Annotated in this window: 30 protein-coding genes and 1 tRNA gene; 20 read left to right on the top strand and 11 right to left on the bottom strand. The window is 65.9% G+C overall.

Translation table 11 applies throughout. The annotated features are described in order from the left end of the window. Positions 1-53 precede the first annotated feature (53 nt). The 13 genes from METUNV2_RS19640 to METUNV2_RS0111780 all read left to right on the top strand — a co-directional run bounded on the left by METUNV2_RS19640 (position 54) and on the right by METUNV2_RS0111780 (position 7942). On the top strand, positions 54-248 hold the full coding sequence (locus tag METUNV2_RS19640) for a helix-turn-helix transcriptional regulator (protein WP_081618538.1): 195 nt from the start codon (positions 54-56) through the stop codon (positions 246-248). A gap of 9 nt (positions 249-257) precedes the next feature. After that, positions 258-452, top strand: a complete 195-nt coding sequence (locus METUNV2_RS19645) for a hypothetical protein (protein WP_018229671.1) — start codon at positions 258-260, stop codon at positions 450-452. Between the two features lie 3 nt (positions 453-455). Further along, the gene (locus tag METUNV2_RS19650) at positions 456-1235 is read left to right on the top strand and encodes a hypothetical protein (RefSeq protein WP_018229672.1); all 780 of its coding nucleotides are present in this window, start codon (positions 456-458) and stop codon (positions 1233-1235) included. Next, positions 1232-2617: a replicative DNA helicase gene (gene dnaB / locus METUNV2_RS0111735; RefSeq protein ID WP_018229673.1), complete on the top strand. Its 1386-nt coding sequence runs from the start codon at positions 1232-1234 to the stop codon at positions 2615-2617. Before METUNV2_RS19650 ends, dnaB begins: the two co-directional genes overlap by 4 nt. Positions 2618-2727: 110 nt before the next feature. Beyond that, positions 2728-3039 (top strand): phage tail assembly chaperone, encoded by a 312-nt coding sequence (locus METUNV2_RS0111740; protein ID WP_018229674.1) that lies wholly within the window; start codon positions 2728-2730, stop codon positions 3037-3039. Between the two features lie 28 nt (positions 3040-3067). Beyond that, positions 3068-3439, top strand: coding sequence for a hypothetical protein (locus METUNV2_RS0111745; protein ID WP_018229675.1), 372 nt, complete (start codon positions 3068-3070; stop codon positions 3437-3439). Positions 3440-3449: 10 nt separating this feature from the next. Continuing rightward, positions 3450-4256, top strand: coding sequence for a hypothetical protein (locus METUNV2_RS0111750; protein ID WP_018229676.1), 807 nt, complete (start codon positions 3450-3452; stop codon positions 4254-4256). Further along, a complete protein-coding gene (locus METUNV2_RS0111755) occupies positions 4256-4663 on the top strand; it encodes an HK97 gp10 family phage protein (protein ID WP_018229677.1) in 408 nt (135 codons plus the stop codon). The genes METUNV2_RS0111750 and METUNV2_RS0111755 overlap by 1 nt, the downstream gene beginning before the upstream one ends. Further along, entirely contained in the window at positions 4660-6834 is a 2175-nt protein-coding gene (locus METUNV2_RS0111760) for a tape measure protein (protein ID WP_018229678.1), read from the top strand. Before METUNV2_RS0111755 ends, METUNV2_RS0111760 begins: the two co-directional genes overlap by 4 nt. Beyond that, positions 6835-7119 (top strand): hypothetical protein, encoded by a 285-nt coding sequence (locus METUNV2_RS0111765; RefSeq protein WP_018229679.1) that lies wholly within the window; start codon positions 6835-6837, stop codon positions 7117-7119. Positions 7120-7203: 84 nt separating this feature from the next. Next, entirely contained in the window at positions 7204-7416 is a 213-nt protein-coding gene (locus METUNV2_RS19155; RefSeq protein ID WP_018229680.1) for a hypothetical protein, read from the top strand. Beyond that, the gene (locus METUNV2_RS0111775) at positions 7407-7718 is read left to right on the top strand and encodes a hypothetical protein (RefSeq protein WP_018229681.1); all 312 of its coding nucleotides are present in this window, start codon (positions 7407-7409) and stop codon (positions 7716-7718) included. Before METUNV2_RS19155 ends, METUNV2_RS0111775 begins: the two co-directional genes overlap by 10 nt. Beyond that, a complete protein-coding gene (locus tag METUNV2_RS0111780) occupies positions 7715-7942 on the top strand; it encodes a hypothetical protein (RefSeq protein WP_018229682.1) in 228 nt (75 codons plus the stop codon). Before METUNV2_RS0111775 ends, METUNV2_RS0111780 begins: the two co-directional genes overlap by 4 nt. Before the next feature lie 114 nt (positions 7943-8056). On the opposite strand, the gene METUNV2_RS0111785 is transcribed toward METUNV2_RS0111780, so the two are convergent. Beyond that, positions 8057-8146 (bottom strand) — tRNA-Ser (locus tag METUNV2_RS0111785). Positions 8147-8285: 139 nt separating this feature from the next. Here METUNV2_RS0111785 and METUNV2_RS0111790 point away from each other — a divergent pair. Together METUNV2_RS0111790 and METUNV2_RS0111795 are read left to right on the top strand one after the other, a co-directional pair. Next, a complete protein-coding gene (locus tag METUNV2_RS0111790) occupies positions 8286-8975 on the top strand; it encodes a Bax inhibitor-1/YccA family protein (protein WP_026188105.1) in 690 nt (229 codons plus the stop codon). Between the two features lie 361 nt (positions 8976-9336). Continuing rightward, a complete protein-coding gene (locus METUNV2_RS0111795; protein WP_018229684.1) occupies positions 9337-10311 on the top strand; it encodes an IS110 family transposase in 975 nt (324 codons plus the stop codon). A 118-nt stretch (positions 10312-10429) separates the two neighbouring features. Here the strand turns inward: METUNV2_RS0111795 and rlmD are convergent, their stop codons facing one another. After that, on the bottom strand, positions 10430-11752 hold the full coding sequence (gene rlmD / locus METUNV2_RS0111800; protein ID WP_018229685.1) for a 23S rRNA (uracil(1939)-C(5))-methyltransferase RlmD: 1323 nt from the start codon (positions 11750-11752) through the stop codon (positions 10430-10432). Between the two features lie 118 nt (positions 11753-11870). On the opposite strand from rlmD, the gene METUNV2_RS0111805 reads away from it, so the two are divergent. From METUNV2_RS0111805 to METUNV2_RS0111815, 3 genes are all read left to right on the top strand, one after another. Continuing rightward, positions 11871-13004 (top strand): cupin domain-containing protein, encoded by a 1134-nt coding sequence (locus METUNV2_RS0111805; RefSeq protein ID WP_018229686.1) that lies wholly within the window; start codon positions 11871-11873, stop codon positions 13002-13004. After that, the gene (locus METUNV2_RS0111810) at positions 13001-13489 is read left to right on the top strand and encodes a DUF7931 domain-containing protein (protein ID WP_018229687.1); all 489 of its coding nucleotides are present in this window, start codon (positions 13001-13003) and stop codon (positions 13487-13489) included. Before METUNV2_RS0111805 ends, METUNV2_RS0111810 begins: the two co-directional genes overlap by 4 nt. Before the next feature lie 839 nt (positions 13490-14328). After that, complete coding sequence (locus METUNV2_RS0111815) at positions 14329-15303, top strand: IS110 family transposase (protein ID WP_018229688.1); 975 nt, start codon at positions 14329-14331, stop codon at positions 15301-15303. Positions 15304-15497: 194 nt separating this feature from the next. Here METUNV2_RS0111815 and ccmI read toward each other — a convergent pair whose 3' ends face one another. The 9 genes from ccmI to ccmA form a co-directional block, all read right to left on the bottom strand. Further along, positions 15498-16343 (bottom strand): c-type cytochrome biogenesis protein CcmI, encoded by an 846-nt coding sequence (gene ccmI, locus METUNV2_RS0111820; RefSeq protein ID WP_018229689.1) that lies wholly within the window; start codon positions 16341-16343, stop codon positions 15498-15500. Beyond that, positions 16340-16828: a cytochrome c-type biogenesis protein gene (locus tag METUNV2_RS0111825; RefSeq protein ID WP_018229690.1), complete on the bottom strand. Its 489-nt coding sequence runs from the start codon at positions 16826-16828 to the stop codon at positions 16340-16342. The genes ccmI and METUNV2_RS0111825 overlap by 4 nt, the downstream gene beginning before the upstream one ends. Then, positions 16825-17355, bottom strand: coding sequence for a DsbE family thiol:disulfide interchange protein (locus tag METUNV2_RS0111830; protein WP_008060544.1), 531 nt, complete (start codon positions 17353-17355; stop codon positions 16825-16827). The genes METUNV2_RS0111825 and METUNV2_RS0111830 overlap by 4 nt, the downstream gene beginning before the upstream one ends. A gap of 43 nt (positions 17356-17398) precedes the next feature. Beyond that, entirely contained in the window at positions 17399-19408 is a 2010-nt protein-coding gene (locus METUNV2_RS0111835; protein WP_018229691.1) for a heme lyase CcmF/NrfE family subunit, read from the bottom strand. 64 nt (positions 19409-19472) lie between these two features. After that, positions 19473-19919, bottom strand: coding sequence for a cytochrome c maturation protein CcmE (gene ccmE, locus METUNV2_RS0111840; RefSeq protein ID WP_018229692.1), 447 nt, complete (start codon positions 19917-19919; stop codon positions 19473-19475). Further along, positions 19916-20113 (bottom strand): heme exporter protein CcmD, encoded by a 198-nt coding sequence (gene ccmD, locus METUNV2_RS0111845; protein WP_018229693.1) that lies wholly within the window; start codon positions 20111-20113, stop codon positions 19916-19918. The genes ccmE and ccmD overlap by 4 nt, the downstream gene beginning before the upstream one ends. Continuing rightward, a complete protein-coding gene (ccmC, locus tag METUNV2_RS0111850; RefSeq protein WP_018229694.1) occupies positions 20110-20910 on the bottom strand; it encodes a heme ABC transporter permease CcmC in 801 nt (266 codons plus the stop codon). Before ccmC ends, ccmD begins: the two co-directional genes overlap by 4 nt. A gap of 127 nt (positions 20911-21037) precedes the next feature. Continuing rightward, entirely contained in the window at positions 21038-21706 is a 669-nt protein-coding gene (ccmB, locus tag METUNV2_RS0111855) for a heme exporter protein CcmB (RefSeq protein ID WP_008060562.1), read from the bottom strand. Then, positions 21700-22350 carry a cytochrome c biogenesis heme-transporting ATPase CcmA gene (gene ccmA, locus METUNV2_RS0111860; RefSeq protein ID WP_018229695.1) on the bottom strand — a complete coding sequence of 217 codons (651 nt, stop codon included), beginning with the start codon at positions 22348-22350 and terminating at the stop codon, positions 21700-21702. The genes ccmB and ccmA overlap by 7 nt, the downstream gene beginning before the upstream one ends. Before the next feature lie 499 nt (positions 22351-22849). On the opposite strand from ccmA, the gene METUNV2_RS0111865 reads away from it, so the two are divergent. Then, positions 22850-24280, top strand: coding sequence for a sensor histidine kinase (locus METUNV2_RS0111865; RefSeq protein WP_018229696.1), 1431 nt, complete (start codon positions 22850-22852; stop codon positions 24278-24280). Beyond that, a complete protein-coding gene (locus tag METUNV2_RS0111870) occupies positions 24277-25683 on the top strand; it encodes a sigma-54-dependent transcriptional regulator (protein WP_018229697.1) in 1407 nt (468 codons plus the stop codon). Before METUNV2_RS0111865 ends, METUNV2_RS0111870 begins: the two co-directional genes overlap by 4 nt. The last annotated feature ends 186 nt before the right edge of the window (positions 25684-25869 follow it).

Here is a 25869-nt window from a genome sequence, read left to right on the forward strand (position 1 = left end):
GTTAGAAATGATCCGCTCCGACCCGCGCCATTGCGGGGTAACTGGAGCGCATCATGCAATCGAAATCTCTTCGCCCTGCTCAAGCCGCGGCCTTCCTTGGCATCGGCCGCGCCACCCTCTGGCGCTGGGCAAAAGAACGCGCTGACTTCCCCAAGCCCCTCCGCCTATCCGCCCGCTGCACGGTTTTTGATCAAAACCAGCTGACCGCCTGGCGCGACGCGCAAGCCGCAGTTCCCAAGGCCGCGTGAGGAAGCACCATGGGGAACGTCATACCTGTGGAAAGTCGCGGTCATGGTGGCCACCCCCACCGGGGCGACCTGAGCGCGGAGTTTTTCGAGCGCGCTTTCGGCCTCGCCGAGCTGCTCACTCGCCTGCCGGAGAGCGAGCACCGCCCCGTCATTCTCGCGTTGCTGTGCCTGCTGAAGGCAGGCCTGCTCACAGCGAAGGCGTAAGCCGTGGCTCGTTCCAGGAACATCAAACCCGGCTTCTTCAAGAACGAAGCGCTGGCCGAGCTCTCCCCCCTGACCAGACTGCTGTTCGCGGGTCTCTGGACGCTCTCCGACCGCGACGGGAGACTGGAGGATCGACCGAAAAGAATCCGTGCCGAAGTACTGCCCTATGACGACGGCAGCGTGGATGAAATGCTGAACGAACTGCATAGCGCTGGGTTCATCCAGCGCTATCAGACCGACGATCAACGGTTCATTCAGGTGGTGAACTTCGCCAGACACCAGAACCCCCACTGTCGCGAACCGGCCAGCACCATACCAGCACCGGGTGAGCACCGTGCCAGCACTGTACATGCACCGGGCGAGCACGGAACCGGCCCGGCTGATTCCCTTAACCTGATTCCTGATTCCCTTAACCCTTCAACTGCACCATCGTCTGTCGACGATGGTGGTGCTCAGGCCACGCCTGAACACCGTATCCCTGACTGCCCGCATCAGCAGATCATCGAGCTGTACCACCAGGCACTGCCCACCGGCACACGTGTTCGAGTTTGGAGCGGCGCACGGGTCAAGCACCTGCAAGCCCGCTGGCGCGAGGACACGAAACGCCAGAACGTCGAGTGGTGGCAGCGCTTCTTCGCCTACTGCGCGCAGTCCGAGTTCCTGACCGGCCAGACGCAACCCGCCAATGGTCGTGACCCGTTTGTCGTGAGCCTGGATTGGCTGGTGTCGCCACAGAACTTCGCGAAGTGCATCGAAGGCAAGTACCACAGGAGCACAGCATGAACGCGCCTGCCCTGAAGCTGCCGCCGCACTCGATCGAGGCCGAACAGTCGCTGATCGGCGCCCTGCTGCTGAGCAACGACGCATGGGACCGTATCGAAGGCACGGTGACGGATGCCGACTTCTACCGCGACGACCATCGCAGGATCTTCACCCACATCGCCGCGCTGATCCGCGCCGGCAAGCCGGCCGACGTGGTGACGGTGCATGCGACGATGGAGCAGTCCGGCGAGGCGGAGCGCTGCGGCGGTCTGGCCTATCTGGGCGAGATCGCGAACAACACACCGAGCGCCGCGAATATCCGGGCCTACGCGGCGACGATTCGCGATCGGGCATACCGGCGCACGGGCCAAACCGAAGCGGAGGCGCTGGCGGTCTCCTACGCAGCCGGAGCGGTATCGCACGACGAGTTCGCCGCCGGTCTGGAGCGGATCGCGGCGCAAGCCATCGACAGCGAGCGCGACGAACCTCTGCTGCTGAGCGATTCGATGCGCGAAGCGATGGTGCTGATCAACGATCGCGCGAACGGTGGCGGCGTCACGGGCCTGCCGTCCGGTATTACGGACCTGGACGCGCTTACTGGCGGGTTCGAGCCCGGCCAGCTGATCATCCTGGCCGCTCGCCCTGGCGTCGGAAAAACCGCTTTCGCCCTGGGCGTCACCGATCACGCTGCGCGAGCAGGGCGCACCGCGTTGTTCATGTCGCTGGAGATGCCGGCGCGCGAGCTGAGCATGCGCGTGATGGCGCAGCGGTCGGGCGTGAGCGTCCATGCGATGCGCACCGGCACGCGCAACGACGAGCACTGGTCGGCGCTCACGCGGGTATCCGGCGAGGCAGCCCGGCAGCGTCTGTTCATCGACGACAAGCCAGCCATCACCCTCGCCTACCTGCGAGCACGCGCGAAGCGCTTGGCGAGGAAGCACGGCCTGCACCTGATCGTGGTCGACTACATCGGTCTGATGCGCGGCGAGGGCCAGAACCGGACGCAGGAGCTGGGCAGCATCAGCCGCGGACTCAAGGCGCTGGCCAAGGAACTCGCCGTGCCGATCATCGCCTGCGCGCAGCTGAACCGCGGCGTCGAGAACCGCAGCGACAGACGCCCCCAGCTGCACGACCTGCGCGACTCCGGCGAGATCGAGCAGGACGCCGACATCGTGCTGATGTTGCACCGGGAGGAGATGACGCACAGCGCCCCCGAGTGGCAAGGCGTCGGCGAACTGCTGCTGCGCAAGCACCGCAATGGCCCGACCGGTGAGATCCGGCTTCGGTACATCCACCACAGAACGCTTTTCGTGCCTGGCGATGGATACGGACCGGCACGCGACCAGGCAATACCGCGCGACGCGATTCACAGGGGCTATCGCGACCGCGGCTTCGACGGATAGCAGTTCGACAGAGCAGACATCCGCCACAAGTAGTACCGGCAAGCCGACATAGGCCGGCTTGCCGATTCGCTCCACAACCTGCCCCACGAAACACACTCTGGAGAATGACCATGACGTTCAAGCTGAAACCCGACCCCACCTTCAAGACCAAGGTTCAGATCCATATCCCCGGCCAGCCCAAGCCTGGCGAAATCGAGTTCGTGTTCAAGCACAAGACGCGCGACGAGCTGAGGGCGTTCCGCGAGGAAGCCAAGACCAAGGCAGACGAGGACGTGATTCTCGATATCGCTGACGGCTGGGACGTGAAAGACAGCGCCTTCTGCCGAGACTCGCTGACCGAGCTGTTCGCGAACTACTCGACTGCGCCGGCCAGCATCGTCGATGCATACATGGGCGAACTGCACGGCACCCGTCGCGCCTGACATCCAGATCACCGCAAGGAGTTTCGAAATGGCAACTCTCGCCGAACTCTCTTCACAGCGCGCCACCGCTGCAAACAACTGGCAAACGCTATGCGCCCAGCTTCGGGCCGCGTACATCGAGCTCGCGGCACTGGATCGGGCTGTGGTGAATACCAATGTCGTTTTCCCCAACGGCATCGTTCACCCGAATCCAGTGACCAACACAACCGGGCCGCTGAGCAGCCAGAACTACCAGGATCGATCGACGGGGATTGGTCGCATCCCCATCGCCGTGCTCGACGGACCCGCGCGTTCATTCAACGCCTTGCTGGAACTGCCGCAGCACCTGGACTTCCCGCTACCGGCATGGCCGAACCCTGGCGACGCGATCCGCGCGCGCCTTGAGCAACTGATCGCCTGAGGACATCGAAATGAAACGCATACCGCACCCCGCCGCCGCAGAAACGCACGACATGATCGAGTTTTCGGACGGTCGCCAGATCCAGGCGCCGCGCTGGACCTCACCCAAGCGGACAGACCCCGTAGTCATCGCAGATGCCGTACTGGAAATCATCGACGAACGACTGACGGCCCGCAGGGTGATCCACCAGGACCCGCACCTCTCAAGCGCTGGACGGGCGCATAAGTCGCGGCCGGTGGATGAGGAAATCCTTGGCCGCGTTGCCGCCGGCTGGTCGCAAGTCGAGACCTTCGCGCGCCACATCGACAACCGGGAGGCCGCCTTGCTCGCCCTGCCGACCCTGGACCCGACCGCCGCGGCTGTCGCCGTCGAGGACCGCGAGTGCCGCGACTGGTGGCGCGCCCTTCCAACCGAGGAAAAAGCCCGCATGCTGGCCCGTATCGACGCCGAACCCGAGAAGCACCAGCGCTTGGCCATTGCGCTGCTGCGCAGCCCTCTGCCGCTCGCAATGCTCGACGGTGAGGTGAATTTCGTCCGTGATGTCTGGAACCGCGGCAGACGCGCAGGCAACCCGGAAGAGGCTGCGGCCATCGACGAGGGGCGCGCGGCCGTGGCCTACGCGCAAGAGGTGCTTTTGCACACAGCGGCCGTTGCTCAGCATGCCATCGGCGCGAGCCGGGATGCCGTTGTCGACACGCTCACAACCAACAAGCTTGAAACCGGCACCGGTTACCGCGCCTTCGGATTCTCCGACCAGGACGCTGCGGCGTCGCGGCAGCGCGTCGAGGCGCTGGGGATCATGAACAGGGCTGCGTAATGGGTCAGTTCAGCGTCGATATCTCCCGGTTCGTCGAGAAAACGAACGGCAACATCGAGCGTGCAGCACGACAGGCCGTCGTGCTTGCTGCGCAAGGCCTGATCATGCGCACGCCGGTCGATACCGGGCGCGCTCGAGCGAACTGGGTGTTCGGCGCTGGCGCAATCAACTACGAGGTGGTCGAGACGAGAACGGACCGCAGCGGCGGCGCGACACAGGGGGCGATTGCGGCAGCAGTGATGACCGTGCGTATTGCCTCCGTCCCATACCTCTACGTATCGAACAGCCTCCCCTACGTCCAAAGGCTTGAGGATGGCTGGTCGCAACAGGCGCCGGCCGGCATGGTGAAGGCCACGCTGGCCGAGTTGCCCCGACAGATTGAAGCATTCGCAAGGAGCATTGCATGACAGCGAATACCGCAACCCTAGCGCTTCGTATCGACGCGTCACAGGCGACATCTGCAGCCACCGCGCTCCACCGGTTCGAGCAGTCCGGCAAGAACGCTGAGACGTCCGCAAACCGACTGGCCAGCGCCACCACGTCGCTGCGAAATGTCTTCGCTGGCCTTTCCACTGCCGTCGCTGTGCGCAACTTCGTCCAGCTGGCGGATACCTACTCGAACATCAACTCGCGGTTGAAGCTGGTTACGCAGAGCGCCGGTGAGTTCGTGGCCGCGCAGGAGGCGCTGTTCGACATCAGCCAACGTACCCGTGTGGGGCTCGAACAGACCTCGGACCTGTACGGCAACCTGCGCCGTTCAACACAGTCGCTCGGCGTTTCGCAATCCGAGGTCTTGGGCGTCACCGAGACGATCAACAAAGCCCTGATCGTCAGTGGCACCAGCGCGCAAGGTGCAGCTGCTGCCCTCGTGCAGCTTGGACAGGGGTTTGCTTCCGGCACGCTGCGCGGCGAGGAGCTGAACAGCGTGCTCGAGCAGGCGCCGCGGCTCGCCCAAGCGATCGCCGACGGCCTCGGCGTTCCCATCGGGAAGCTGCGCGAGCTCACGGGTGCGCGTGTTTTCGAGGCAATCCGCAAGTCTGGCGAACAGGTCGGCAAAGAGTTTGACTCGATGGCCAAGACGGTCGAACAGGCCTCGACGCAGGGCGCAAACTCGCTGTTGAAGTTGATCGGGAAGTTGGACGAAGCCACCGGTGCAAGCGCTTCGCTCGCGAAGACAATCTCTGAATCTGCGGTGTTCATGGGCACACTGGGTGACGAGATATCGCGCGGTGCGGCTGGGCAGAAGGATATCGGCCTGCTGGCCGAAGCATTCCTTGTGGTCGAAGAAACTGTCAAGGTTCTCGCTGCCAACATCTCATTCGTCTTCAAGAGCATCGGCCGAGAGATTGGCGCCATCGCCGCCCAGGCAGAGGCTTTGTCCAGACTCGATTTCTCCGGCTTCAGCGCAATCGGGGATGCCGTGAAGGCAGACGCCGCCGAAGCTCGCCGAGCGCTGGACCAGTACGAGAAGGATGTTCTGAGCCGCACACGCGCGAAGCCAGCGGCGACAACACCGGTAGCTGCCAGTGCAACACCAAGGGCCGCCGCAGGCACCTTCACTGCGCGCGGCGGAAGCCGCCGCAAAGGCTCCGACGACAGCGAGAGAATGCTACGCGAGGCTGAGGCGATGGTCGACGAGTGGTCGCCTCTGAAACTGCGCTGGGAGTTGGAGGACAGCTTCGAATCAAGGGATACGAACGCCGCGCTCGCTGACTGGAAGGCCGAGTCAGAAGAGCGGCGCGACGCGATGGTGCGGACATACCAGGACATCGCCGATCCTGCGCGCCGCTACCGTGAAGAAGTGCAGCTTGTGAATGCCCTGGAGGCGCAGGCGCTGCTGACTGGGGAAGAGGCGTTCGCCGTGCGCTCCAAGCTCTACGAGGACATGGACCGCGCCACCGGAGAAGTGAATGAGAAGCTGCGCGAGCAGCGCGGCATCGGTGAAGAGCTTGGCCTCACGTTCAGCAGCGCCTTCGAGGATGCGATTCTGCGCGGCCGAGAGCTCTCCGACGTGTTCGCGGGCCTAGCCGAGGATGTCGCGCGCATCGCGATTCGCAAGAGCATCACAGAGCCACTGGGGGAAGCCGTTGCCGCGGCCTTCAGCGCAAAGGGCGGGGGCGGCGGAGGGTTCGGCGGGATCTTCTCCGCAATCACCAGCTTCCTTGGCTTCGCAGATGGCGGTTACGTTCGCGGCCCTGGATCAGCCACCAGCGACAGCATCCCTGCACGCCTGAGCAATGGCGAGTATGTGATCCGCGCGGAGGCCGTGCGCAAGGTTGGCGTCGCCACGCTCGATGCCATCAACACGGGAGGCCCGATCAGGAAGTACGCGGCCGGTGGATACGTCGGCCAGGCCTCTGGTGCGGCTGGGGCGCCCGCCCGCGATGGTCTGGTGGTGAACATCACGAATCAGACCCCGGCCGAGGTGACCACCACCCGAGGCGAGGACGGTTCCCTGAACGTTTTGATCCGAGCTGTCGCGGCGCAGATGGCCGATGATGTCGGCGCAGGCGTTGGCCCACTCAATGCTGCGCTCCATGGACGATTTGGGTTACGGCCACAGACAGGAGGCTACTGAATGGACGAATTGAATTACCTCAAATTGCGTGCAGCTATCGCCGCAAATCGACACATTCTGACTATCGTAATGGCGCATCTGGCAGCGAGTCGAGAAATCGAGCTCGCTCCACTTCTGGAGGAGCTGACCGCTGACATGACGAGTCTGATTCCAGGCGGCACGGCCAGCGAAGTCGAAACACTACAGAGGTACGAAGCGCTTCTTACCAAGGAGTTCGAAAGCATCGTCTCGGCCGCATCGAGGCGGGCAGCAGTCGTGCGCGAGCATCGGCAAAAGGGGGGATAAGTGGCAAGAAAAACCACATCAAATTCTCCGATGAGCCGCACAAGAACAGGAGAGGCGCAGCATCCCTCCCCCCCTCGAGTTCGTTTGAAGCTCGCATCGATCGACGACGTGAAGGCGGAACTTGCCCGGCTGTATCGGTCAGCCAAGGCGGGGCAGATGGACGTAGGCGACGCCAGCAAGCTGGCGAACATGCTGGCGCTGCTGGGCCGACTGATCGAAGGCGCCGACCTGGAGCGCCGAATCGCTGCCATCGAGGCAGCACAGTCGGATGGGAAGGGGCGGCCGCGATGTCACTGAAGAATCTGGAACAGCGCCTGCGCAAGGCAGAGGCCGAGGCGCAGCGAAAAGCCGGCGACGGCCTGCCGGTGCTGTTCATCACCATCCCCGACTTCTGGGAGCCGGATGGCTGCGGATCATTCCGCGTATCGGCGCGCTACGCCAGCGAGGGCAGCACCGCAGCCCATGACGTCATCGTCAGGCAGCCGGGCGAGAGCATCGCCGAACTGGAAGAGCGTTGCCGACGCGACCATCCGGGCAGGCGGGTATTCATGGCCACGCAGCGGCCGGGTCCGTCGCTCACCGAAAGGAAACCCGAATGAAGAACCTGCGCACCCGTATTACCAGGCTGGAAACAGCAACAAGCCCCGCCAGTCGTTCCGGCTGGTTGCCCGTTCTGGCATGGTTTCCCGAAGGCGCAACGCCGGAGCAGCGCGCGACCATCGAGGCCGATGTCGAGAGGCGCCGGGCAGCAGGTGAAACCGTCATCCTCGAGGAGACGCGCGAACAAGCCATGGATGTGATGATCGAGCTGATAGCGCCTTGACGTTGAAAGCTTGACCGTGCATTGACGGGAACCGCCAAAGCGCTCTAACTTAGTTGGTCGTTTTGTTGGGCGGATCATTTTGTTCCGCATGAAACGGCTTGCATGCGTGGAATCTGGCGGAAGCTGTGAGATTCGAACTCACGAACGCCTTGCGACGTTGCCGGTTTTCAAGACCGGTGCATTCAACCACTCTGCCAAGCTTCCGGATGCCGCCTGCCGGGCGCGGAGCCGCGCGGGGCAAGGGATATTTTGAGGGCCGAAGTCTAGCACGGGCCGCTGTCATTGAAACTTCGCACCCCCTGCGATAGTCTTTAGAACACTAACTATCCTTCGGGAGACTTTGATGCAACCGCAATTCCAGAGCATGCAGACCACCGGTTCGATCTCGGTCGGCCAGAACCGCGTGCTGCGCAACACCTATCTGATGCTGGCCGTGTCCATGGTGCCGACGCTGATCGGTGCGCTGGTGGGCATACAGATGCGCTTCTCCTTCTTCGCCGGCAGCCCGCTGGTGTCCTTCCTGGTGTTCATGGGCGTGGCCTGGGGCTTCATGTGGGGCATCGAGAAGAACAAGAACAGCGGTCTGGGCGTGGCCCTGCTGCTGGGCTTCACCTTCTTCATGGGCCTGATGCTGAGCCGCATCCTGCAGGTGGCGCTGGGCTTCTCGAACGGCGGCAGCATCATCGCGATGGCCGCAGGCGGCACCGCAGCCACCTTCTTCGTGCTGTCGTCGATCGCGGCCACCACCAAGCGCGATTTCTCCGGCATGAGCAGCTTCCTGACCGTGGGCGCCATCGTGCTGCTGCTGGCGATTGTCGCCAACATCTTCCTGCAGATTCCGGGCCTGCATCTGGCGATTTCAGCCGGCATCGCGCTGCTGTCGGCGGCCTGGATGCTGTACGACATCCAGAACATCGTGCGCGGAGGTGAAACCAACTACGTGAGCGCGTCGCTGTCGGTGTATCTGAACCTGTACAACCTGTTCGTCAGCCTGATCAACCTGCTGATGGCACTGACCGGCCAGCGCGAATAAATCCCGCTGTCACCGGATAAGGAAAAGCCCCGGAGGCGAAAGCGTCCGGGGCTTTTTTTCCGCGGGGTTCCGGGTCTGACGGCTCGTGTTCGATCAGCGCCGCGCGACTTCCCAGGAAGCATCGCGGCGAGGGCGCCGCTTGTATGTTCATCTACGGCAAGCGTAGTAGTGGACGCTTGTCGGGCGGAGGGACGAGCGCCGCATCTGACGGCAAGCACGTACAGACAGTGGGAGAGATGTCCCGCCTTCACCCCCGAGCACCGATGAGGAATCCTTCGGACCGCGTCTGACCCGGTACCGACCATATCCTGCAAGCCTGTGCCCAGGTGACCCCGACAAGCCCTTCAACCATAGTCCGGAGGTGCTCATCGTGACAAGTCAGACCGAATCCCCCCGCTTTGGCATCGACGTCTCCAAGCGCTGGCTGGACATCGCCGAGTACGGCCGCTCGCCGGTGCTGCACATCGACAACACCGCCCCGGCCATCCGCAGCTGGCTGCGCACCTTGCCCCCGAGCGCCTGCCACATCGCCTGCGAATCCACCGGCACCTACCACCGCGCGCTGGTCGAGCTGCTCATCGGCGCCGGTCATCGGGTGTATCTGATCGACGGCTACACGCTGTCCAGATACCGCGACACGCTGGGCCAGCGCGCCAAGACCGATCGGCACGACGCGGGGCTGATCGCCCGCTATCTCGCCCACGAAGGGGCGCGTCTGCGCCCGTTCTCGCTGCCGCCCCGTGCGGTGACCGACCTGCGCGCCCTGCTGCGCCGTCGCGCCACCCTGGTGCGTTGCCTGGGCCGCATGCGTCAGAGCATGGAGGAGCTGCCCGGCTTCGCCCGCCAGGTGCGGGCCGTCACCGAGCGGATCCAGGCGCTGATCAAACGGCTGGAACAGCGCATCGCCGCGCTGATCGGCACCAGCGGCTGGGAGGACCCGTATCGGCGCATCCTGAAGGTTGAAGGCATCGGCGCACTCACCGCCGCCGGTCTGTGCGCCACGCTTCACCGCGCCCCATTCTGCCGGGCCGATGCCTTCATCGCCTTCCTCGGTCTGGATGTGACCGTGCGCCAATCGGGCACCCAGCGCGCACGCGGGGTGCTCAGCAAGAAGGGCGATGCCGAGATGCGCCGCCTGCTCTACAACGCCGCCATGGCGGCCAGCCGATCCAGTACCTGGCAGCCCTTCTACCAGCGCATGCTCCAGCGCGGATTCAGCCGCACGCAGGCGCTGGTCGCGCTGGCCAGAAAGCTCGCAAGGGTCGCCTTCTCGCTAATGAAGAACGCCTCCGACTACGTCCCTCAACAACACGAAAACGCTTGCGCTCGAACATAGAATCTCCCACGGGTGTTCGCAGTCTGTCGCCAGATTCGTGGGAGCGGCGCCCTCGCCGCGATACGACCCCTGACTACGCACCGGTGCCCTACGACAAGCCGGGCATCCGGCCTGCCCCTCAGCCCCGCTCGATCAGCGCGATCGATTCGACGTGCGAGGTCTGCGGGAACATGTTGGCGATGCCGGCGCCGCGCAGGCGATAGCCCTTCTGCACGACCAGCACTTCGAGATCGCGTGCCAGCGTGGCCGGGTTGCACGACACATAGACGATGCGCTTCGGTGCCGCCTCGTCAGCTGCATGCGGCAGCGCCTTGCACAGTTCCATCGCACCTTCGCGCGGCGGGTCGATCAGCATCTTGTCGAAGCGGCCCAGCTTCGCGAGCGACGCCTCGTCGGTATCGAACAGGTTGGCGACCGCGAAGCTGCAGCGGGCGCCCAGGCCGTTGGCATCGGCGTTGCGCGCCGCTCGTTTCACCAGCGCATCCGCACCTTCGATGCCCACCACATCGGCACCGAAAGTCGCGATCGGCAGCGAGAAATTGCCCAGGCCGCAGAACATGTCGGCGATGCGTTCGCCCGGCTGCGGTGCCAGCAGCGACATCGCACGACGCAGCAGCGAGCGGTTGATGCCGTGATTCACCTGGGTGAATTCGGTCGGCGCGAACGCCAGCTTTACGCCGAAATCCGGCAGCGAGTAGGCAAGTTCCGGCATCGGGATCGGCCAGAACGGAACCGCGGTATCCGGGCCGCCCGTCTGCACGTAGATATACAGCCGGTGCTTCTCGCCGAAGGCGCGCAGCGCAGCCTCGTCCTCGGCCGTCATGCGGTCGAGGATGCGGAACACCAGCACCGTCATCTGCTCTTCGCGCTCACCGCCGATGGCGATCTCGATCTGCGGCAGACGGTCGCGCAGCGAAAAGCCACTGATCAGCTCGCGCAGCGGCAGGAACAGCGCCGACACGTGCGGCGGCAGCACCTCACAGGAACTCATGTCGGCCACGTAGCTGGACTTCTTCTCGCGGAAACCGACCAGCACGCCACCCTTGCCCGCCACGTAGCGCACCGACAGCCGCGCGCGGTAACGATAGCCCCAGCCGGGACCGACCAGCGGCGCGAACACGGTTTCCGGCTTCACCCGGCCGACATGCCACAGCGCGTCTTCCAGCACGCGCTGCTTGACCGAAGCCTGCGCAGCGACATCCAGATGCTGCATGCTGCAGCCGCCGCAGTAACCGAAATACCTGCAGCGCGGCGTCACCCGCTGCGGGCTGGCGCGCACGATGCGGCTGATCTGCGCCAGTTCGTATGACGACTTCTTCCGGTAGGGCGAAAAATCGACGGTTTCGCCCGGCAGAGCGCCATCGACGAAAATGACCTTGCCTTCGTGATGGGTGACGCCGCGACCTTCGTGGTCCAGCGATTCGATACGGGCGACCGGCATGGGCTGTCCTGCAGAAAGCGAAAGGGCGCGATTTTACCCGCAGCCGCGCCGCCCTTGTCCGTTGACGCGCACCCGTCCCCCGCCCCGCCGCCGCCGGCTTCGCGGATAATCGCCGCCCATGGACAAGACACTGCTCGGCGGGCTCACGCCCCGCACCTTCCTGCGTGACTACTGGCAGAAGAAACCGCTGCTGATACGCGGCGCCATTCCGGGCTTCAACGGCCTGCTGCCGCGCGAGGACCTGCTCAATCTGGCGCGCGACGAAGACGTCGAATCGCGTTTCATCGAACACGACAGCCGCAACTGGCGGATGGAGCGCGGCCCGCTGCCGGCTTCGCTGACCCGTCGCCCGAAAACCCGGCCCTGGACGGTGCTGGTGCAGGGCCTGAACATGCTGCTGCCCGAGGCGGACGCGCTGATGCGCCGCTTCAGCTTCATCCCCTACGCGCGGCTGGACGACGTGATGGTGAGCTACGCCACCGACGGCGGCGGCGTCGGGCCGCACTTCGATTCCTACGACGTGTTCCTGCTGCAGGGCACCGGGCGCCGCCGCTGGCAGATCAGCGAACAGACCGATCTCACCGTGGTGGAAGACGCACCGCTGCGCATCCTGAAGAATTTCGTGCCGGAACAGGAATGGGTGCTGGAGCCGGGCGACATGCTCTACCTGCCGCCCAAGTGCGCGCACAACGGCATCGCCGAGGGCGAATGCACCACCTACTCGATCGGCTTCCGCACGCCGTCGATGCAGGAACTGGCCACCGGCTTCCTCGACCATCTGCGCGAACAGGTGTGCCTGTCCGGCATGTATGCCGACCCGGATCTGACGCTGCAGGCCGACCCGGCCCAGCTGCCGGCGGCGATGATCGACAAGGTGGAGGCGGTGCTCAAGGGCATCACCTGGACGCGCAAGGACGTCGAGGCCTTTCTCGGCAGCTATCTGAGCGAACCCAAGCCGCATGTGTTCTTCGACGCGCCGGACGACGCGCTGACGCCGAAGCGTTTCGCCGCCGCAGTGACGAAAATGGGCGTGCGGGTCGATGGCCGCACCCTGCTGCTGCGCAGTGGCCGGCAGTTCTGGGTAAATGGCGAACCGGTCGAGCTGCCGGCTGGCAGCCATGACGCACTGAAGGCGCTCGCCAGCGAACGCCGGCTGGCCCGCGTGCCGGACGACGCGTCGCTGATCGAACTGCTTTACGACTGGTACGACGCCGGCTTCATCCACGTCGGCGCGCAGGACGACGCGGCTTGAGCGACCAGGCCGCCACGCTGCGCTTCGACGACCGTGCCGGCTATCAGGCTGCGGTGAGCGGCCTGCTGACCGACATCGACCGCAGACTGGACATTTTCGACACCGATCTGAGCGGCACCGGCCTGGACGGCCGTGCTGCGGTCGAGCTGCTCACCGCCACGCTGGCCGGTGCGCCGCGCGCCGAAGTGCGCATCGTGCTGCACGATGCCGGGCCGCTGCAGGGCCGCATGCCCCGGCTGTGGGCGCTGTGCGCCGCACAATCCCATCGGCTGCAGATACGGCAGACGCCGCGCTCGCTGCGCCATCTGACCGAACTGTTCATGCTGAACGGGTCGTCGGCCATCGTCCTCCGCACGCACAGCGAGCACTGGCGCGGAAAGGCGGTCAGCGGCGATGGTGCGCTGACCGCCGGTTACCGCGGCCGTTTCGACGAAATCTGGGAGGCCTGTTCGTGTTGCATCAGCACAACAAAACTGGGCCTGTAAAACCTTGTTTCCAGACGTGCAACTTGATACCCATCGCTCGTGCTACTATTTTGGGCTGATCGAGGTCGCTAGCTCGATCGGGTGATTTACCGAATTCACGTTGATTGCCAACAGCCAAGGAAACCAAAATGCAAAAGTCGCTCCTCCTCGCCGCCATTCTCGCCGCTGCCCTGGCCGCTTGCTCGAAGCCGCAAGAAGCCCCGGCCCCGGCCGCTGAACCCGCTCCGGCCGCTGCCCCGGCACCGGCTGCTGAACCGGCACCGGCTGCTGCCCCGGCTGCTCCGGCTGACGCTGCTGCTCCGGCCGCCCCGGCTGCTGACGCTGCTGCTCCGGCTGCTCCGGCTGCTGCCCCGGCCGAAGAGAAGAAGTAATTCTTCTGCCTCGTGCATGAAAAAAGCCGGCGCAAGCCGGCTTTTTTTATTGGTGCTTCAGAATGGGGGCTTCAAATTCTGCAGCCCGGGTCATCGAAGCATCGACAGCGCTTCAGGAATCTCTGAAGCGTCTCCATGCGCACCAAGAACACTGCGTACCTGATCTCTTAGCTGCATCCTGACCGGATTTCCGGCAGGGAATGGGCAATCGCTCTCAGCGCAGGCCTCATCGCGGCGAGGCGCCGCTTGTATGTTCATCTACGGCAAGCGTAGTAGTGGACGCTTATCGGGCGGAGGGACGAGCGCCGCATCTGACGGCAAGCACGTACAGACAGTGGGAGAGATGTCCCGCCTTCACCCCCGAGCACCGATGAGGAATCCTTCGGACCGCGTCCGTCACGGTACCGACCATATCCTGCAAGCCTGTGCCCAGGTGACCCCGACAAGCCCTTCAACCATAGTCCGGAGGTGCTCATCGTGACAAGTCAGACCGAATCCCCCCGCTTTGGCATCGACGTCTCCAAGCGCTGGCTGGACATCGCCGAGTACGGCCGCTCGCCGGTGCTGCACATCGACAACACCGCCCAGGCCATCCGCGGCTGGCTGCGCACCTTGCCCCCGGGCGCCTGCCACATCGCCTGCGAATCCACCGGCACCTACCACCGCGCGCTGGTCAAGCTGCTCATCGGCGCCGGTCATCGGGTGTATCTGATCGACGGCTACACGCTGTCCAGATACCGCGACACGCTGGGCCAGCGTGCCAAGACCGATCGGCACGACGCGGGGCTGATCGCCCGCTATCTCGCCCACGAAGGGGCGCGTCTGCGCCCGTTCTCGCTGCCGCCCCGTGCGGTGACCGACCTGCGCGCCCTGTTGCGCCGTCGCGCCACCCTGGTGCGTTGCCTGGGCCGCATGCGTCAGAGCATGGAGGAGCTGCCCGGCTTCACCCGCCAGGTGCGGGCCGTCACCGAGCGGATCCAGGCGCTGATCAAACGGCTGGAGCAGCGCATCGCCGCGCTGATCGGCACCAGCGGCTGGGGCGACCCGTACCGGCGCATCCTGAAGGTTGAAGGCATCGGCACACTCACCGCCGCCGGTCTGTGCGCCACCTTCCACCGCGCCCCATTCGGCCGGGCCGATGCCTTCATCGCCTTCCTCGGCCTGGATGTGACCGTACGCCAATCGGGCACCCAGCGCGCACGCGGGGTGCTCAGCAAGAAGGGCGATGCCGAGATGCGCCGCCTGCTCTACAACGCCGCCATGGCGGCCAGCCGATCCAGTACCTGGCAGCCCTTCTACCAGCGCATGCTCCAGCGCGGATTCAGCCGCACGCAGGCGCTGGTCGCGCTGGCCAGAAAGCTCGCAAGGGTCGCCTTCTCGCTAATGAAGAACGCCTCCGACTACGTCCCTCAACAACACGAAAACGCTTGCGCTCGAACATAGAATCTCCCACGCGCCCTCTCCCACATACCCTCTTCACTGTTTCACCGGTCGCCGGAATAGCTCCCGCCATCGCTCAGTGCAGAAATTCAGGCATATCCCTCACCGACGCCGCACCGACCCGTCGCGCACCTTTCCCTCCGTGTTACCGAAGCCGGCAGGCGTCGCGCCGGCACCCGCGACGGTGCGCGCTTGCGTCAGGGCTTCGGCGCAGACTCCAGGTCTTGCAGGCTTTCGCGTATCGGCGCGATCAGCGGCGAATCCGCCGGCAGCAGCTTGAGCAGACGGTCCCAGTGCAGGCGCGCACCGGCGGCGTCGCCCCGCTGCATCGCCGCGCTGCCGGCCAGCGCCAGCGCCTTCACGTTGTCCGGATCGATTTCCAGCGCCTTCTTCAGCAGCCGCTCAGGCTCACCCGCAAGCTGACGCCCCTGCTTCATCGCCACCGCGTCGGCGTAGTCGGTCCAGGCCTGCGCGTCGCGATCGACGATTTTCACCAGGCTGGCGTAGGCATTGGCGGCGTCTTCGAAGCGCCCCATGGCGAAGTAAGAGCGCGCCAGCATCTGCCAGCCTTCAGCGTTGTCCGGCTCAGCCTTCATGCGCTCGGCCAGCCGCGCCACCATGGCCTGTATCTGTTCCGGCGTCACTTCGCCCTGCTCGGCCTGCGGCTCGCTGCGGCGCGGTGCCTCAACCGCCTGCGGGTGACCGAGCGCCAGGTACACCGGCAGCGCGATCACCGGCACCGCAGCGGCAGCGGCGAAAGCCAGCCAGCGGCCGGACGAGCGACCGCGAACCACCGCCGCAACACCGGCCTCGTCGAGCACGCGGCGTTCGAGTTCGGCGCAGGAAATGCGGTACTGGGTGTCGTCGATCAGGCCTGCCGCCAGATCGCGGTCCAGTTCGGCCAGTGCGTCGCGGTGGATGGCCAGCGTGAGCGCGCGTTGCGCATCGGTGCCGTCAGCGCCGCGTGCGCGCAGCAGCGGCAGCACGACGAAAACCAGCGCGAGCAGCAGCATGGCTGCCGCGCCCATCATGAAGGTGTTCAAACCTGCTTCTCCTCGCCATTCAGCAGCGCGCGTGCGCGCGCGTGTTCATCGGCGCTCAGTGTGTTGGCCGCCGCCGCACGTGCGGCGCGGGTGCGCAGCCGGCGCAGCAGCGCGAACGCCACCGCCCCCAGCAGCACGAAAGGACCGGCCCACAGCAGCACGGTGGTGGCTTTCAGCGGCGGGCGGTAGAGCACGAAGTCGCCGTAGCGCTCGACCATATAGCTCTTGATTTCGTCGTCGGTGCGGCCGGCAGCGATCTGTTCGCGCAGCTGCTTCTTCAGGTCGAGCGCGAGGTCGGCGTGCGAATCGGCGATGTTCTGGTTCTGGCAGACCAGGCAGCGCAGTTCCTCGCCCAGCTTCTGCACCCGAGCTTCCAGCACCGGGTCGGTCGCGACCGACGCCGCTTCGTCGGCGTGCAGAGCCCCCCAGGGCAGCAGCAGCGCGACCAGCGCCGGCATCAGCAGACGATGCAGCGGGCGGCTCACGTCGCGGCCTCGAGCTGCTTCACGCGCGGCAGGATGTCGTCGCGCAGCTTTTCCGGGGTCAGCGGGCCGGTGTGCTTGTAGCGAATGACGCCGGCCTTGTCGACGATGAAGGTTTCCGGCGTGCCATAGACGCCGAAGTCGATGGCCACCCGGCCATCGCGGTCATGTGCCGACAGCAGATACGGGTCACCGTGCTGCGCCAGCCACTTCAGTCCGGCATCCCGCTCGTCCTTGTAGTGCAGTCCGATCATCGGCACCACGCCCGACTTGCCCAGTTCGACCAGCAGCGGATGTTCCTGGCGACAGGACACGCACCAGGACGCCCACACATTTACCAGCCACACCTTGCCCTTCATGTCGGCCGGCGAAAAGGTCTTGCCCGGATCGGCCAGCTGCGGCGCGGAAAAGGCCGGCACCGGCTTGCCGATCAGCGGACTGGGTACCTCGCGCGGGTTCAGGTAGAGGCCGGCAAAGAGAAAGCCTGCGAGCACCACGAAGATGCCCAGCGGCCAAAGAAAACGATTCACGGCGGAAGTCTCCGTTCGATGTGTCGGGCGCGCCTGACCGGGGTCAGGCGTGCTGTTGCTGCGCAGGCGGCAGCGACTGTGCGGAGGCAGGCTCAGCCTTCTTCGCGTCGCGCTGCGCGAGCTTGCGGTAGCGCCGGTCCGCTGCGGCCATGACGCCGCCCAGCGCCATGATGAGCGCGCCGAACCAGATCCAGTTCACGAAGGGCTTGTAGAAGATGCGCACGATCCAGGCCTCGCCGTCGGGCAGCGGTTCGCCCATCGACACGTACACGTCACGGGTGAAGCCGGAATCGATGGCCGCTTCGGTCATCGGCATCTGCGACACGCGGTAAATGCGCTTTTCCGGGTTCATGATGGCCACCGGGCGGCCGTCGCGGGTTACCTCGATGCGGCCGCGCGCGGCGTCGTAGTTCGGACCGTCGTGCGGCACCGCACCGTGGAACTTGAAGGTGTAGCCGGCGAGTTCGGCGGTCTGGCCGGGCGACATCTTCATGTCGGCGTTCTGCTGGAACGCGCTCACCATCGTGATGCCGACCACCGTCACCGCCACACCGAGGTGGGCCAGCCACATGCCCCAAAAGCCACCGGGCAGCGCGCGCACGCGGTCCACCCAGCTGCCCTCGCCGTTGCGCACGCGCACCCGCTCGACGAAAAGCTGCAGGCTGGTGGCAACGATCCACACGGTGGCGAAGGCGCCCAGACCCAGCATGGGCTTGAAGTCACCGCCCAGCACCACCGCGAGCACGGTGGCGGCCACGCTGACCGCGAAGGCCCAGCGCAGGCGCACGGTCAGGCCCGGCACGTCGTCCTTCTTCCAGCGCACGAAGGGGCCGATCGCCATCAGGAACAGCACCGGCGTCATCAGCGGCACGAACACCGCATTGAAATAAGGCACGCCGACCGAAATCTTGCCCATGCCCAGCGCGTCGAGGAACAGCGGATACAGCGTGCCGAGCAGCACCGCCGAGGTGGCCACCGCCAGCAGCACGTTGTTCGCCAGCAGCGATGTTTCGCGCGACAGCAGCGCGAAGCCGCCCCCCAGACCGACCGACGGCGCGCGCAGCGCGAACAGCAGCAGCGAACCGCCGATCACGAACACCAGCAGCGCGAGGATGAACACGCCGCGTTCCGGGTCGGTCGCGAAGGCATGCACCGACGTCAGCACGCCGGAGCGGACCAGGAAGGTGCCGAGCAGCGACAGCGAGAACGCGGCGATGGCGAGCAGCACGGTCCAGCTCTTGAAGGCGCCGCGCTTTTCGGTCACCGCCAGCGAGTGGATGAGCGCGGTGCCGACCAGCCAGGGCATGAAAGAGGCGTTTTCGACCGGATCCCAGAACCACCAGCCGCCCCAGCCCAGTTCGTAGTAGGCCCAGTAGCTGCCGAGCGCGATGCCGAGCGTCAGGAACACCCAGGCCGCGGTGGTCCACGGACGCGACCAGCGCGCCCAGGCGGCGTCGAGCCGGCCACCGATCAGTGCCGCCAGCGCGAAGGCGAAGGCGACCGAGAAGCCGACGTAGCCCATGTACAGCATGGGCGGATGGAAAATCATGCCCGGATCCTGCAGCAGCGGATTCAGGTCGCGGCCGTCAACCGCGGCCGGCAGCAGGCGGTCGAAGGGGTTGGAACTGGCCAGCATGAACGCGAGGAAGCCGACCGACACCCAGCCCAGCACCGCCAGCACGCGCGCCACCATTTCGTCCGGCAGGCGGCGCGAGAACACGCTCACCGCCAGCGACCACACCGACAGCATGAACACCCACAGCAGCAGCGAACCTTCGTGGCTGCCCCAGGCGGCCGCGACGCGATATTCGAGCGGCAGCGTGGAATTGGAGTTGGTGGCGACGTTCAGCACCGAGAAGTCGTTCAGCACGAAGGACTGGATCTGGCAGAAGAAGGCGAACGCCACGAACACGAACACGCCCTGGGTGAGCGGCCGCGCGCTGGCCATCAGCCTTGCGTCACCGCGCTGCGCACCGACCAGCGGAATCAGCCCCAGCAATACCGACAGCGCCAGCGCGATGGCCAGCGAAAAATTGCCCAACTCGGGAAACATGGTGGTTCCTGCCTCTGAAACGTCACACGCCGGCGAACACCGCCGACGCGTCCGGTCTGGCCCCTTACTGGACGACCGTGGATTGCGCCTTCTTCGCCTGTTCCAGCGCGTGCGCCGCTTCCGGCGGCATGTAGTTCTCGTCGTGCTTGGCCAGCACTTCGCTGGCGGTAAACAGCCCGGCTTCGTCGAGCTTGCCCTGGGCGACCACGCCCTTACCTTCCTTGAACAGGTCCGGCAGCGCGCCCTTGTAGGCCACGGTGAGGGTATGGGCGGTATCGGTCACGACGAATTTCACCGAAGTGCCGTCGTCGCCGCGCTGCAGGCTGCCTTCCTGCACCATGCCGCCGATGCGGAAAGTGCGGCCCTGCGGTGCTTCCTTCGCCGCGACCTGGGTCGGGCTGTAGAAGAACACCATGTTGTCATTGAAAGTGTTCAGCACCAGCGCGACCGCGCCGACCAGCAGCGCGATACCGGCGCCGATCAGCGCCATGCGTTTCTGACGCGGCTTCATGCACCGCCCCGCTTTTCGGCTTCGATGCGGTCCAGCGTCGCATCGCGCTTCACCTGCGCGCGCGCCCGCTTCATGCGGCGCGACAGCGCAATCAGTTCAAAGGCGATGACCGCACCGGTCACGCCGTAGGAGGCCCAGACGAAAAAGCCGTATCCGCCCATGGCCCAGAAGTGGCTGGCGCTTTCCCAGTTCATGCCTTGCTGTCTCCGTTGAAGTCGGCACCCGTGACGAGCTTGCGCACCCAGTCGGCGCTGCGCTCGCGTTCGATCATGATGGCGCGCACCCGCACGAGCGCGGCGCCTATCGTGTAGGCCCAGGCCGCCAGCGCCATCATCAGCATGCCTGTCAGCATGGTGGTGGCCATGGTCGGCGCAGCCGTCAGGCTTACAGACGCGCCCTGATGCAGCGTGTTCCACCACTTCACCGAAAAATAGATGATGGGCACGTTCACCGCGCCGACGATGGCGATCAGCGCGCCCGCGCGATCGGCCCGGCGCGGGTCGTCGATGGCGGCCTGCAGCGCCATGTAGCCGCAGTACAGGAAGAACAGGATCAGTTCCGAGGTCAGCCGCGCGTCCCACACCCAGTAGGTGCCCCAGGTCGGCTTGCCCCACAGCGCACCGGTCCACAGCGCGACGAAGGCCCAGATGGCGCCGGTCGGCGCCAGCGCAGTGGCCATCATGAAACTCAGCCGGGTGTTGAACACCAGACCGACTGCACACCAGAAGGCCATCGCCAGATAGACCACCATGGACATCCAGGCGGCCGGCACGTGGATGAAGATGATGCGGTAGCTGTCGCCCTGGGTGGCGTCGGTCGGCGCAACGAAGAAACCGATGTAGAGGCCGGCCAGCGTCAGCAGCGCGGCAGCGATCCAGCACGGCCACAGCAGCTTGCCGGCGAGCGGGAAGAAGGTCTGCGGGCTGGCGTAGTGGAAGAAGCTGAAGCCGGGCGACGGGGCACGGGCGACGGAAGACTGTGTTTCGGACATCAACGAAGCGGGATCACCCGGTCTCGATTTGGTGAGGACGGCAGGCACTCAACGTGCGAGCCCGCATGCCGGCAGACGCCCACCGGCAAAAAACAGCAAGTTTAACCGAGCGCTGCGCGCCGCCCTATCAATCCTGGGCAATGCGTAACGCCGCCGCGCTGGCCACCGGCGCCACCGCCAGCGCCACCAGCAGACAGGCCGCCAGCAGCGCCAGATTGGAGCCGACCTCCAGCCCGGCCCGCCACCGGTCTATCGCGCCAGCGCCGAAAATGAGCACCGGAATGTAGAGCGGCAGCACCAGCAGCGCGATCAGCGCACCGCCACCGCGCAGCCCCAGTGTCAGCGAAGCGCCGATGGCGCCAAGCAGCGACAGCGTGGGCGTGCCGATCAGCAATGACGCGCACACGATGAGCGTTTCGTCCGGCGTAAGGCTGAACTGCAGCGCGATCAGCGGTGCGATCAGCACTAGCGGCAGTCCGGTCAGCAGCCAGTAGGCGCACACCTTGGCGAGCACGATCACTGCCAGCGGCTCCACGGACAGCAGCATCTGCTCAAGGGTTCCGTCCGCCTCGTCAGATTCGAACAGCCGGCTCACCGACAACAGGGTCGCGAGCAGCGCCGCCACCCACATGACGCCGCCGGCAATCTGCGCCAGCTGGTCAGGTTCCGGCCCCACGCCCAACGGAAACAGGCTGGTCACCAGCAGGAAGAAGCCGAGTGCGGTCAGCACGTCGGAACGGCGGCGCCAAGCCAGCAGCAGGTCGCGCCGCAGCACGGCCATGAACACGCTCAGCATGCGTAGTCGTCCAGATTGAGCAGCGCGCGGCGCGACGCGTCGATCTCCACCGGCTGGTGGGTGGTGTAGATGACCGCGCCGCCACCGCGGATGTGATCCGCCATCGCACCGGCCAGCTGCGCGACCGCGCGCACGTCGAGCGCAGTGAAGGGTTCGTCCAGTATCCACAGGCGGGCGCGGGTGCCGCACAGCAGACGGGCCAGCGCGACACGGCGACGCTGACCCTGCGACAGATTGCGGGCCGGCACGTCCAGCCGGGCACCAAGGCCGATGTCGACCAGCGCACGCAGCGCGGTGTCTTCGCCCAGCGCCTCGCCGGCGATGGCGGCACTGGCGCGCAGGTTTTCCAGCGGCGTGAAATCGTCCTTCACCGCATTGCGGTGACCGAGATAGAGCAGCCCGGCGCGCCAGGCGTCTTTCGCCTTCTTCACCGGTTCGCCGCCCCAGCGCAGTTCGCCGGATTCAGCCTCCGACAGCCCGCACAGAATGCGCAGCAGGCTGGTCTTGCCGCTGCCATTCGCCCCGCCCACCTGCAGCAGCTCGCCCTCGCCCACCGCCAGTTCAAGGCCGGCGAACAGCCGCGCGGAGCCGCGGGTACAGGCGAGCGCATGAGCGGAAATGAGCGGAACGGTGGCCTCGGCCATGAAGATGTGCGGCGGAAGAACGCGGCGGGGTCGGTGAAGGGTCGCGAATTATCCCCGAAATACGGCGCGCGCAGCGGCCGCACGTCGGGAAAGGCGCCCGTGGCGTGAGCGAGGGGAGCAGGCGCAGCCGAAGAGCCAAGAAAAAGCGGCCCGCGATTGCTCGCGAGCCGCAAAAAGAACCGGTGCTGTCCGCTAGGTCGCCCGGCCTCCCCATTGCCAGCCCCGCCGAGCGACGACCCGAGGAGCCTTCAAAATCGTCGCTACAGGGTTGGCACGCTTTTCTTAGCAGGCTGTGTGCCACCTTCGCACAAAAACGCAAGGCATTGAATTTCAAATGCTTTATTTACCCGCCCTTGACACCGCCCTGCCTGCGCGTTGCAACATGCAGCACGCTCATCTGCGTCCGGACATCCTCACAACAAAAACCTCGATGAAACCGGCTCTTGCGCGCCTGTGGTCCTTGTTGAAAATCGCAACGGCTCGTTGCAGCATGCAATTCATGAAACTGCTGCCCCGATCCCTGCACGGCAAGATCCTGCTCGGCTACATCGTGCTGGGCGGCCTGTTCGTGCTGCTGGTGTTCGCCGCGCTCGACCAGGTGCGCCTGCTGCTGTCGCGCGTGGATGACGAACACCACGTCACCCGCATGCACGACGTGATCCGCGAAGCGCGCCGGCTGGAAAAGAACTATCTGCTGTTCCGCAAGCCGTCTGAACTGAAGGCGGCGGTGGGCAAGGCGGACGAGGCGCTGGCGCTGATCGCGCGCGACCGCGACCTGATGAAACGGGCCGCCCCCGGTTTCGCGCTGGACGAACTGACCGAGGTGCTGGCCGACTGGCGCGACCTGCTGGACGACCGTCTGCAGCGGCGCATCCGGCCGGGCGACCCGATCTCGCCGCTGGAAGAACGCATGGCGGAAGTGGGCAAGCAGGTGTTCGAAGAAAGCGAGCGGCTGTCCGACCAGGCGCGCGAGGCGATGCGCCGCGCGCTGTCCGGCCAGGAGTCGCAGCTCTACACCATCATGATTGCCGCGGTGGCGCTGGTGCTGGTGATCGGCCAGCTGGTCACGCGGCGCGTGGTGGCGCCGCTGCGCGAGGTGGAAAGCGATCTGGCGCGGGTGGGCACCGGCAATCAGGCACGGCTCACGCCGCGCGAGCGCGACGACGAAATCGCCGCCCTGGTGACCGCCTTCAACCGCGCGCTCGGCGATCTGGAAGAACGCCAGCTCGCGGTGCTGCGCACTGCGCGGCTGGCCTCACTCGGCACCATGCTGTCCGGCGTCGCCCACGAGCTGAACAACCCGCTGTCCAATATTTCGCTGAACGCCCAGCTACTGCTGGAAGAGCGCGACGTGTGCGACCCGAAGCAGATCAACGGCTTCGTCGAACAGATCGACGACCAGGTGCAGCGCGCCCAGCGCATCGTGCGCACCCTGCTCGACTTCGCCCGCGACAGCCACTTCGCGCTGGTGCGCCAGCCGCTGCGGCCGCTGGTGGAAGAAACCGTTTCGCTGCTGCGTGCCGAACGGCCGGACGCCGGCGACGCGGTGCACATCACCCTGCCGCCCGACCTGCAAGTGCTCGCAGACGGCCAGCGCATGCAGCAGGCACTGCTCAACCTGATCCGCAACGCGCTCGAAGCCTGTGCCGACGCCGGCATCGCGCCGCGCATCGAAGTGGCCGCGCGGCTGCGCGAAGGCGGTACAGAAATCACCGTAGGCGACAACGGACCGGGCGTGGACCCGCGCAATCTGGCGCGCGTGTTCGACCCCTTCTTCACCACGAAACCGGTCGGCAAGGGCTCCGGCCTCGGCCTGTTCGTGGTGCATGAGATCGCCGCAGAGCACGGCGGCAAGGCAGGCATCCACAACAGACCGGGCGGCGGCACCACGGTGTCGCTCTGGATTCCGGCGGAGGGGGACAAGGCATGAGCAGCGCACACGTACTGCTGGTCGATGACGAAGCGGTGGCCCGGGAAGGACTGGCCACCGCGCTTCGCCGCGACGGACTCGAAGTGACCACCGCCGACAACGGCGAAGCCGCGCTCGCGCTGCTCAGACAGCACGATTACGAGGTGCTGCTGACCGACGTGAAGATGCCGGGCATGGACGGCCTCGAACTGCTGCGCCGCGCGCGCGAGGCCTGGCCGGCCATGGAAGTGCTGGTGGTGACCGGCTTCGCCACCACCGAATCGGCGGTCGAGGCGATGCGGGCCGGCGCCTTCTATTACGTCTCCAAGCCCTTCCGGCTGGGCGAGGTGCGCAAGCTGGTGCGCGAGGCGGCGGACAAGGCGCAGCTGCGCGCCGAGAACCAGCGCCTGCGCCAACTGGTCGAGCACGCGGCGGACGAACGCATCATCACGCGCGACGAAGGCATGCGCGCCATCCTCGACATCGCGCGCGGCGTGGCACCCACCGACTGCAATGTGCTCATCGTCGGCGAAACCGGCACCGGCAAGGAACTGCTCGCCCGCCACGTGCATGCGCACAGCCGGCGCGCCAGCGGGCCCTTCGTCGCGGTGAACTGCGGCGCGCTGAACGAGGAGCTGCTGGCCAACGAACTGTTCGGCCACGAAAAGGGCGCCTACACCGGCGCTGCCCAGGCGCGCGGCGGTCTGGTCGAAGCGGCCCAGGGCGGCACGCTCTTCCTCGACGAAGTGACCGAAATGTCGGCCAGCATGCAGGTGAAGCTGCTGCGCCTGCTGCAGGAGCGCGAATATCTGCGCGTCGGCGGCACCGAACCGGTACGCGCCGACGTGCGCTTCCTCGCCGCCACCAACCGCGAACCGCGCGCGGCGGTCGAAGCCGGGCAGTTCAGGCAGGACATCTACTTCCGCCTCAACGTGGTGACGCTGCAGCTGCCGCCGCTGCGCGAGCGGCGCGACGACATTCCGCTGCTGGCGCAGCAGTTCGTGCGCCGCGCGGCGCAGGCCATGGGCAAGAACGTGACCGCAATCGCCCCGCCGGCGATGCAGAAGCTGTGCGGCTACGACTTCCCGGGCAATGTGCGCGAGCTGGAAAACATCATCGAGCGCGGTGTCGCGCTGGCCGGCGGCAGCATGCTGGGCGAAGAGGACCTGCCACCCGGCCTGGGCGCGCGCGGCAGCGCCGGCGCCCGTGGCGGCAATGGCGAGGTGCGTACGCTGGAGGCGGTCGAGCGCGGCCACATCCTCGACGTGCTGGCCGGCGTCGGCGGCAACCGCGCCCTGGCCGCCCGCCTGCTCGGCATCGACCGCGTGTCGCTGTGGCGCAAGCTGCGCCGCTATGAAGAACAGGGGCTGATCGAAGCGGACGAAACCGACGGCGCACTGCGGGTGCGCGACGTGAGCGCCTGAGCGCACCACGCGCGGGCGCCCGGTCTGCCCGGCGTCACCGGATGCGTGATCCGCGGCGCGCCAGCGTGCGCTTTAGCAGATGATTTCGTCGGCAATTGGGCGCAGGATGTGGTGGCACGCTTGATGCAAGCTGCGTACTGACCGTCGCCGGTGCGGCGGTCAGATTCCACGCCCCCGCCGTCGTCC

Source organism: Methyloversatilis universalis EHg5 (assembly GCF_000378945.1).
Lineage (GTDB): Bacteria > Pseudomonadota > Gammaproteobacteria > Burkholderiales > Rhodocyclaceae > Methyloversatilis > Methyloversatilis universalis_A.

Coding starts and splice junctions, on each gene's coding strand:
- METUNV2_RS19640 (WP_081618538.1), top strand. CDS start 54: ATGCAATCGAAATCTCTTCGCCCTGCTCAAGCCGCGGCCTTCCTTGGC.
- METUNV2_RS19645 (WP_018229671.1), top strand. CDS start 258: ATGGGGAACGTCATACCTGTGGAAAGTCGCGGTCATGGTGGCCACCCC.
- dnaB (WP_018229673.1), top strand. CDS start 1,232: ATGAACGCGCCTGCCCTGAAGCTGCCGCCGCACTCGATCGAGGCCGAA.
- METUNV2_RS0111740 (WP_018229674.1), top strand. CDS start 2,728: ATGACGTTCAAGCTGAAACCCGACCCCACCTTCAAGACCAAGGTTCAG.
- METUNV2_RS0111745 (WP_018229675.1), top strand. CDS start 3,068: ATGGCAACTCTCGCCGAACTCTCTTCACAGCGCGCCACCGCTGCAAAC.
- METUNV2_RS0111750 (WP_018229676.1), top strand. CDS start 3,450: ATGAAACGCATACCGCACCCCGCCGCCGCAGAAACGCACGACATGATC.
- METUNV2_RS0111755 (WP_018229677.1), top strand. CDS start 4,256: ATGGGTCAGTTCAGCGTCGATATCTCCCGGTTCGTCGAGAAAACGAAC.
- METUNV2_RS0111760 (WP_018229678.1), top strand. CDS start 4,660: ATGACAGCGAATACCGCAACCCTAGCGCTTCGTATCGACGCGTCACAG.
- METUNV2_RS0111765 (WP_018229679.1), top strand. CDS start 6,835: ATGGACGAATTGAATTACCTCAAATTGCGTGCAGCTATCGCCGCAAAT.
- METUNV2_RS0111775 (WP_018229681.1), top strand. CDS start 7,407: ATGTCACTGAAGAATCTGGAACAGCGCCTGCGCAAGGCAGAGGCCGAG.
- METUNV2_RS0111780 (WP_018229682.1), top strand. CDS start 7,715: ATGAAGAACCTGCGCACCCGTATTACCAGGCTGGAAACAGCAACAAGC.
- METUNV2_RS0111790 (WP_026188105.1), top strand. CDS start 8,286: ATGCAACCGCAATTCCAGAGCATGCAGACCACCGGTTCGATCTCGGTC.
- rlmD (WP_018229685.1), bottom strand. CDS start 11,752: ATGCCGGTCGCCCGTATCGAATCGCTGGACCACGAAGGTCGCGGCGTC.
- METUNV2_RS0111805 (WP_018229686.1), top strand. CDS start 11,871: ATGGACAAGACACTGCTCGGCGGGCTCACGCCCCGCACCTTCCTGCGT.
- METUNV2_RS0111835 (WP_018229691.1), bottom strand. CDS start 19,408: ATGTTTCCCGAGTTGGGCAATTTTTCGCTGGCCATCGCGCTGGCGCTG.
- ccmE (WP_018229692.1), bottom strand. CDS start 19,919: ATGAAGCCGCGTCAGAAACGCATGGCGCTGATCGGCGCCGGTATCGCG.
- ccmD (WP_018229693.1), bottom strand. CDS start 20,113: ATGAACTGGGAAAGCGCCAGCCACTTCTGGGCCATGGGCGGATACGGC.
- ccmC (WP_018229694.1), bottom strand. CDS start 20,910: ATGTCCGAAACACAGTCTTCCGTCGCCCGTGCCCCGTCGCCCGGCTTC.
- ccmB (WP_008060562.1), bottom strand. CDS start 21,706: ATGCTGAGCGTGTTCATGGCCGTGCTGCGGCGCGACCTGCTGCTGGCT.
- ccmA (WP_018229695.1), bottom strand. CDS start 22,350: ATGGCCGAGGCCACCGTTCCGCTCATTTCCGCTCATGCGCTCGCCTGT.
- METUNV2_RS0111865 (WP_018229696.1), top strand. CDS start 22,850: ATGAAACTGCTGCCCCGATCCCTGCACGGCAAGATCCTGCTCGGCTAC.
- METUNV2_RS0111870 (WP_018229697.1), top strand. CDS start 24,277: ATGAGCAGCGCACACGTACTGCTGGTCGATGACGAAGCGGTGGCCCGG.